5 protein-coding genes are annotated in these 7,930 nt (G+C 64.6%); 4 read left to right on the top strand and 1 reads right to left on the bottom strand.

Annotated features, from left to right (window positions below; all coding sequences use genetic code 11):
- Nucleotides 1-207: 207 nt before the first annotated feature.
- Nucleotides 208-3,102 carry an excinuclease ABC subunit UvrA gene (gene uvrA / locus WFP44_RS15845; RefSeq protein ID WP_336927675.1) on the bottom strand — a complete coding sequence of 965 codons (2,895 nt, stop codon included), beginning with the start codon at nucleotides 3,100-3,102 and terminating at the stop codon, nucleotides 208-210.
- A 282-nt stretch (nucleotides 3,103-3,384) separates the two neighbouring features.
- On the opposite strand from uvrA, the gene WFP44_RS15840 reads away from it, so the two are divergent.
- The 4 genes from WFP44_RS15840 (at nucleotide 3,385) to WFP44_RS15825 (ending at nucleotide 7,804) form a co-directional block, all read left to right on the top strand.
- Nucleotides 3,385-3,846 carry a hypothetical protein gene (locus WFP44_RS15840; RefSeq protein ID WP_336927674.1) on the top strand — a complete coding sequence of 154 codons (462 nt, stop codon included), beginning with the start codon at nucleotides 3,385-3,387 and terminating at the stop codon, nucleotides 3,844-3,846.
- Nucleotides 3,847-3,974: 128 nt separating this feature from the next.
- Nucleotides 3,975-6,134, top strand: coding sequence for a M3 family metallopeptidase (locus WFP44_RS15835; protein ID WP_336927673.1), 2,160 nt, complete (start codon nucleotides 3,975-3,977; stop codon nucleotides 6,132-6,134).
- 90 nt (nucleotides 6,135-6,224) lie between these two features.
- A complete protein-coding gene (locus WFP44_RS15830; protein ID WP_336927671.1) occupies nucleotides 6,225-7,373 on the top strand; it encodes a cell wall hydrolase in 1,149 nt (382 codons plus the stop codon).
- 125 nt (nucleotides 7,374-7,498) lie between these two features.
- Complete coding sequence (locus WFP44_RS15825; RefSeq protein WP_336927669.1) at nucleotides 7,499-7,804, top strand: hypothetical protein; 306 nt, start codon at nucleotides 7,499-7,501, stop codon at nucleotides 7,802-7,804.
- The last annotated feature ends 126 nt before the right edge of the window (nucleotides 7,805-7,930 follow it).

Raw genomic sequence — 7,930 nt, 5'->3', positions numbered from 1 at the left:
GCCCTATCCTTCGAAAGCTTCCTCAACCTCGCCGCCACACGCCTATGGTTGAAGTCTTTTGTCAACACGGCCTAGAAAGAATTTGGCGGATTTACCGGGATATGGTTAAAACAGTCCAGCCTTTGTTTAATTGGCGTTCCAATCCCAGTCCTAGCTCAAAACCATCGTAAAGAGCGTTGTTGATCGGGAGCTACCTTCGCGTTGAATTTACCGCCCCAACAACGGCGCCAAATACCGACCCGTATAACTCCGCTCCACCTTAACCACATCCTCCGGCACACCCTCGGCAATCACCTCGCCCCCTCTCACGCCGCCCTCCGGCCCCAGATCGACAATCCAGTCCGCCGTCTTGATCACATCCAGATTGTGCTCGATCACCACCACCGAATTGCCCTGATCCACCAGCCGGTGCAGCACTTCGAGCAATTTGCGCACATCCTCGAAATGCAGGCCCGTGGTCGGTTCGTCGAGGATGTAGAGCGTCTGCCCGGTGCTGCGGCGGCTGAGTTCCTTGGCCAGTTTCACCCGCTGCGCTTCCCCGCCTGACAGCGTGGTCGCCTGCTGGCCCACCTTGACGTAGCTGAGGCCCACTTCGTTCAGCATGTGCATTTTGTCGCGGATGGGGGGTACGGCCTTGAAGAACTCCTCCGCGTCCTCGATCGTCATGTCGAGCACGTCGGCGATGGAGTGGCCCTTGAACTTCACTTCCAGCGTTTCGCGGTTGTAGCGTTTGCCGTGGCATTCCTCGCAGGTGACATAGACATCGGGGAGGAAGTGCATCTCGATCTTGATCAGGCCGTCGCCCTGGCACGCCTCGCACCGGCCGCCTTTCACGTTGAAGCTGAAGCGCCCGGCCTTGTATCCGCGCGCCTGGGATTCCGGCAGGCCGGCGAACCAGTCGCGGATCTGGGTGAAGGCGCCGGTATAGGTGGCGGGGTTGGATCGGGGCGTGCGGCCGATGGGCGACTGGTCGATTTCGATCACCTTGTCGCAGAATTCGAGGCCGGTGATCCTGTCATGCGCGCCCGCCACCACGCGGGCGTTGTTGAGCACGCGGGCCGCGCCTGCCTGCAACGTGTCGATGGTGAGGCTGCTTTTGCCGCTGCCCGATACGCCGGTGATGCAACAAAAGGTGCCGAGCGGGATCGAGGCGGTCACGTTCTTCAGATTGTTGGCGCGGGCATTGTGGATGGTGATCTTCTTGCCGTTGCCCTTGCGCCGCGTGGCCGGAACCGCGATTTCGCGGGTGCCGTTAAGGTAAGCGGCGGTGAGGCTTTTCTTCGACTTCAGGATGTCCTTCAGCGTGCCTTGCGCCACCACTTCGCCGCCATGCACGCCTGCGCCCGGCCCCAGATCGACGATATGGTCAGCCGCGCGGATCGCGTCCTCGTCGTGCTCCACCACGATCACCGTGTTGCCGAGGTCGCGCAGGCGTTTGAGCGTGGCGAGCAGCATATCGTTGTCGCGCTGGTGCAGGCCGATGCTGGGTTCATCCAGCACATAGAGCACGCCCGAAAGCCCGCTGCCGATCTGGCTGGCAAGGCGGATGCGCTGGCTCTCCCCGCCGGACAAGGTGCCCGATGTGCGGTCGAGATTGAGGTAATCGAGCCCGACATTGTTGAGGAAGCCGAGCCGTTCCACGATCTCCTTCAGGATGGCGCGGGCGATCTGGTTCTGCGTGTCGGTCAGCTTGCCGGGCAGCGCGGTGAAGAAGGCCAGCGCATCCGCCACCGACAGGCGCACCGGATCCGCGATGGAGGTTCCCGCCACCTTCACGCACAGCGCTTTCTCGTTGAGGCGCGCGCCGTTGCACGTCTCGCACGGCTGCGCGGTCTGGAAACGGCTCAACTCCTCACGCATCCATGCGCTGTCGGTTTGCAGCAGGCGGCGGTTGAGGTTGCCGATCACCCCTTCGAACGCCTTTTCGACCGTGTATTCCTTGCGCCCGTCCTTGAAGGTGAGCGGCACCTTCCTGCCGCCCGTGCCGTAGAGGATGACGAGCTTCACCTCGCCCGGCAGGTCCTTCCACGGCGTGTCGAGGCTGAAACCGAAGGTGGCGGCAAGGCTGGCGAGCACCTGCATATAATAGGGGGATGGCGGATTGCTTTTCGCCCAGGGCACAATCGCGCCCTTCTTCAGACTGAGCTCTTCATTGGGCACCACCAATTGCGGATCGAACAACTGCTTTTCGCCCAAGCCATCGCAAGTGGGGCAGGCCCCCTGCGGCGCGTTGAAGGAGAACAGGCGCGGTTCCACTTCCTCGATCGTGAAGCCGCTGACCGGGCAGGCGAACTTTTCGCTGAACACGATGCGGTTCGGCGGCAGGCCCGCGCCCTTGAGGTTGCCGCCTGCGGCCTCCTCCCCCTCACGCCCCGGCACCACGCCATCGGCCAGATCGACATAGGCCAGCCCGTCGGCCAGCTTGAGCGCGGTTTCGAAACTGTCGGCCAGCCGCGTCTCGATCCCTTCGCGCACCGCGAGGCGATCCACCACCACTTCGATGTCGTGCTTGTATTTCTTGTCGAGCGCGGGCGCCTCGGCAATCTCGTAAATCTCGCCATCGATGCGCACGCGGGTGAAGCCCGCCTTCTGCCATTCGGCCAGTTCTTTCCGGTATTCGCCCTTGCGCCCGCGCACCACGGGGGCGAGCAAATAGGCGCGCGTCCCTTCGGGCAGGGCCATCACCCGGTCGACCATCTGGCTGACCGTTTGCGCGGTGATGGGCAGGCCCGTGGCGGGCGAATGCGGCACGCCCACGCGCGCCCACAGCAGGCGCATATAGTCGTAAATCTCGGTCACCGTCGCCACGGTGGAGCGCGGGTTGCGGCTGGTGGTCTTCTGCTCGATCGAAATCGCCGGCGACAGCCCGTCAATATGCTCCACATCGGGCTTCTGCATCATCTCCAGAAACTGCCGCGCATAGGCCGAGAGGCTCTCGACATAGCGGCGCTGCCCTTCGGCATAGATTGTGTCGAACGCCAGACTCGACTTGCCGCTGCCCGACAGGCCGGTGATCACGATCAGCGCATCGCGCGGCAGATCGATATCCACGCCCTTGAGGTTGTGTTCGCGCGCACCGCGCACCTTGATATGTGTCAGCATGGGGAACGCGAGGCCTGTTCGAAAGTTGCGGAAATAATGCCGGGGCGGATCATCGGAGCGCTTTGCTGCCTTTGAAAGGGGAAGTCGAGCGGCCCTTTGGTCCTTGGCCGGAGAGTCACCATGTTCTTCAAATGTTCGTATTCGTCAAGCGTTCCTCCGCCCCGCCCAGCGCCAAAACCCTGCCCTGTCCGTTTGGTCAGGTGGGATGAAAGCATCTTGATGCAAGTCAGAGACGGGCCACTGCAAAGCGGGCAGCGTGGCTGCACGAAGGAGATGAGACCCATGAAACACCACACGCAACTTCGCCAATTTGGCCTTTTCAGCGCTGCCATGATGGCCGCCAGCGCCCTGTCCGGCCTGCCTGCCGCTGCGCAACAGCAAGGCAGCGCCACCACCGGTGCGCCGTCTGCCACCGACCGCCTGTCGATTCCGGTCACGCTGGAACAGGCCATGCAGGAGGAGGTCGACCGCGAACGCCTGAACCGCGAACAGGCCGAATTCGCCGAACGCCAGCTGGCCGAAAATGCCGCAAGTCGCGCGGCACATGATCGGGCCGTGGCCGAACGCGAGGCGATCATCGCACGCCAGCGTGCCGAACAGGAAGCCGCCGAGGCAGCGTGGCAGGCCGAAGTGCAGGCGCGTGAACGTGCGCATGAGGAAGCGATGGCCCGCTGGCGTGCGCAGGTTGCCGATGTCGAGGCGTGCAACGCCGGCGACCGCACCCGCTGCCCGCCGGTGCCGTAACAGGAGCCGGCGCAGGCACGGCCCATCGGCCCACTTGCCGATTGCACCGGGCGGTGCAATTGCCTAGAGGCGCGCATCAAGTTTCACCCGAAACTGCCCCCTGGCCCTGGAACGAGTTTGAGCCCGCAATGAATCGCCTTCTTCCTGCCGGAGTGGCCGCCGCCGCGCTGCTCTCCGCCTGCACCACGCTGGACCCCGCCCGAATGGACCACGCTTCCACTACTGCGCTTCCCCCGATCCCCGTTGCCACCGGCATCTTTGCGCAGCCTTCGTCTCTGCCCTTCCAGGCGCCCGACTTTGCCCGCATCCGCGACGAGGATTACCGCCCCGCAATCGAACAGGGCATTGCGATCAAGCTGGCCGAAATCGAGGCGATTGCCCGCAACCCGGAAGCGCCGACCTTCGAAAACACGCTGGTGGCGATGGAACGCACCGGGCAGATGTTCAACCGCGCCTATGCCGCCTTCAGCCAGAAGCAGGGCGCCGATACGAATGATCTGCTGAACGAAACCGACAGCGCCGTGGCCCCGCAGATCGCGCAGATGTATGATGCGATCTATCTCAACGAAGCGCTGTTTGCCCGCGTAAAGGCGATTTACGACAACCGCGCTGCCCTTGGCCTGATGGGCGAGGATGCGATGCTGCTCGACCTTTATTACGACGAATTCGTGCACCGGGGCGCGTTGCTGGATGATGCCGCCAAGGACGAACTGCGCCGCATCAATGCGCGCATTTCCGAACTGGAAACCGAATTTTCGCAGAAGCTGACCGCCGCCACCAGCGCGGGCGCGGTGCTGGTGGACACGCGCGAGGAGCTGGCGGGTCTTTCCGAAGGCCAGATCGCTGCCGCCGCAGCGCTGGCGACCGAGCGCGGGCAACCGGGCAAGTTCATGCTGGCCTTGCAAAACACCACGCAGCAGCCGCTGCTGACCGTGCTCGAAAACCGCAATGTGCGCGAACGCCTGTTCCGCGCGAGCATCAACCGCACCTCGTCCGGCGGCGAGAACGATACGCGCAGCATCGTGCGCGAGATCGTCGAACTGCGCACGCGCAAGGCGCAGCTGTTTGGCGAGCCCGATTACGCCAGTTGGCAGATGTATGACCGCATGGCGCAAACGCCGTCGCGCGCGCTGGATTTCATGCGCCAGATGGTGCCTGCCGTCTCTGCCACGCAGCAGCGCGAGGCGGCCGTGCTGAACGAGCGGATTGCGGCTGACGGGCACAATTTTACCGTCCAGCCGTGGGACTGGCCCTATTATGCCGAGAAGATCCGGCAGGAACGCTACAACCTCGATGAAAACCGCATCAAGCCGTATTTCGAGGTGACGAATGTGCTGGAAAACGGCGTGTTCTACATGGCGAACCAGCTTTACGGCCTGACTTTCGAGCGGCGGACCGACATCCCCGGCTATCACCCCGATGTCAGCGTCTATCTGGTGCGCGATGCCGATGGCAGCGAGTTGTCGCTGTTCTATTTCGATCCGTTCCAGCGCGACAGCAAGCAGGGCGGCGCGTGGATGAGCAATTTTGTCGAGCAGAGCCATTTGCTGGGCCTGAAGCCGGTGGTGACGAACACGCAGAACATCGCCCCGCCCGCACCGGGCCAGCCGGCCCTGGCGAGCTTTGATGATGTGATCACCATGTTCCACGAATTTGGCCACGCGCTGCACGGTATGTTTGCCGATCAGCGTTATCCGAGCCTGTCGGGCACCAACACCACGCGCGACTGGGTGGAGTTTCCCAGCCAGTTCCACGAAAACTTTGCCACGGTTCCTGCGGTGCTGAACAATTATGCGCGCCACTGGCAGACGGGCGAGCCGATTCCGGCCGAACTGATTTCCGCGATCGAGCGGGCAAGCACCTTCGATCAGGGCTATGCCTTGGGCGAAACGCTCACCGCCGCGCTGCTCGACATGGAATGGCACGCGCTGCGCCCCGGCGAAGCTCCGGTGGATGTGATGGCGTTCGAGGCCGAAGCGCTCGGCCGTCTTGGCCTCAACCCCGATCTGGTGCCGCCGCGTTACCGCACGCCCTATTTCCGGCATATCTTCAGCCATGGCTATGATGCCGGCTATTACGCCTATCTGTGGACCGAGATGCTGCACCACGATGCCTATGCCTATGTGGCGGCAAATGGCGGGATGACGCGCGAGATGGGCGAGCGGATCCGGTCGACCTTCCTGGGTCAGGGCCATTCGCGGCCCTTCGACCAGATGTACCGCGACTTCACCGGCCGCGATCCGCAGGTGGAACCGATGCTGCGCGCGCGCGGGCTGCTGGCCGAATAAGCGGCGCTTCGGGCCGGGGGAGCGGGTGTTAACCCCTCTCCCGGCGCTTCGTCCCGTTCCGGCACGGTGGTTTTGCCGATGCTGCGCGCTGTGCGCAAAGCGGCTACGCGCCATGGCGCGCAATCTCGCGCCCGAGCAGGACGTCCACCGCTGGCACAGCTTTCGACCCTTTATCCCCATTGGCAGGAGGTTGAACCTGCCGAATTCACCGGGCGCTTTTCCCGCGTGGCGCAGGGGCGCGGGCTGGCGCGCAAGACAGTGCGGCGCGTGCTGTTCAAGCGCGTGGGTGTGCTGCTGGCGGCAGTGGCCGTGCCCGCCATGGCCGCGCCCGATCTGCCGGTGGCCGAGCCGCAGGTGATCCGTTTTGCGATGCCCGAAACCATCCCTTACGAACCGGGCGCGATGGCGTGGACGCCCCCGGCCGACCAAGAGCTTGCGGCCGATCCTGCTGCCCTCGCAAACGACATTGCCGCGACGGTGAAGCTGCCCGATGCCGGCCCTGCCGCGCGCCCCTTCACCGGCTTTGCCGGCTTTGCCGACCGGCTGCGGGCCGAGGACTGCCTTGCCATGGCGATCTATTACGAGGCGGCGAGCGAGAGCAAGGAAGGCCAGCAGGCGGTGGCGCAGGTGGTGATGAACCGGGTGCGCCATCCGGCCTGGCCCAACAGCGTGTGCGGCGTGGTGTTTCAGGGATCGGAACGGCAGACCGGGTGCCAGTTCACCTTCACCTGCGACGGGTCGCTGGCCCGCCGTCCTTCGGCACAGGGCATGGTGCGGGCGCGGATGATCGCCAGCGCGGCGCTGGGGGGCTTCGTGTTCCGGCCCGTAGGCCTCGCCACGCATTACCACCGGACCGACATCTATCCCTATTGGGCGCCCAGCCTGCACGAAGTGGGCACAATCGGCCTGCACCGCTTCTACCGCTGGAGCGGGGCGGCGGGACGACCGGCGGCCTTTTCCGCAGGATATGCCGGTAACGAGAGTATTCCGCGCTTCAACCTTGTCGCACGCGCGCAAGGCGCAGCCGAATCAGCGGCGTTGCTGTTGCCTGAAATCGAAGCGCCCGCAGCCGCGCGCCCTGCGCCCGCCCCGCTCGGCTCGCTCCCCGGCCCGCTTCCCGCGCCCGCCGCGGAACTGCCCGCCGCGGCCGAGCGCAAGGCCGAAAGCACGCTGCTGCCCAATTCAGGCCGTGTGCTCGATCAGCACGCCCGCAGCGGGCAGTGGCTGCGCCAGCCCTGACAGCGAGGCCAATTGGCTAAGAAGCCGGAAACCATCCTGCCAAACCTTCGCTTAGGCCGGCCGCGCTAGAGGCAGGTCTGCCCGGCGCATTTCGCGCTGCGGGCCAAGAAGCAGGAAAGCCGCCCATGTCGATCCGTTTCGCCGCACCCAAAGGCGCGATCCGCAACCGCATGGCCGCGAGCCGGGCGCGGCTGTCCCGCCTGCGCCCCGCCAATGACAATGCGCCGCCCGCCATCGCCTCGGGTGACGCGGCACTGGCTGCCGCGCTGCGCCACTTTGCCGCGCATGGCATGGCCGCCGCAGAGCGCGCGCTGGAACAGGCGGAACAGGCGCGCATCCAGAATGACGCGCAGAGCTTCGCGTGGTGGGTGGCGATCTGTGGCCAGCTTGACCGGCAGATGGCCCGCAGGATCAGCCAGTCAGCGCCGTAAAAGCCGCAGCAGGCCGCGCGACACGGCCGCAACCCTCCAACCTAGGTATTAGGCCGTAAACTCATAAACTGACTTGCGCGGCGCGGGCGCGTTTGATTCAAGGCTTAGGGAAGGAGCTTTGGATGA

The sequence above is a fragment of the Alteraurantiacibacter palmitatis genome (assembly GCF_037154115.1).
GTDB lineage: Bacteria > Pseudomonadota > Alphaproteobacteria > Sphingomonadales > Sphingomonadaceae > Alteraurantiacibacter > Alteraurantiacibacter palmitatis.
The sequence above is the reverse complement of the archived record's forward strand: the minus strand, read 5'-3'. Positions and strand labels throughout refer to the sequence as shown.

Excerpts from the sequence above, each read along its gene's own strand:
- uvrA (WP_336927675.1), bottom strand. The coding sequence starts at position 3,102 with ATGCTGACACATATCAAGGTGCGCGGTGCGCGCGAACACAACCTCAAG.
- WFP44_RS15840 (WP_336927674.1), top strand. The coding sequence starts at position 3,385 with ATGAAACACCACACGCAACTTCGCCAATTTGGCCTTTTCAGCGCTGCC.
- WFP44_RS15835 (WP_336927673.1), top strand. The coding sequence starts at position 3,975 with ATGAATCGCCTTCTTCCTGCCGGAGTGGCCGCCGCCGCGCTGCTCTCC.
- WFP44_RS15825 (WP_336927669.1), top strand. The coding sequence starts at position 7,499 with ATGTCGATCCGTTTCGCCGCACCCAAAGGCGCGATCCGCAACCGCATG.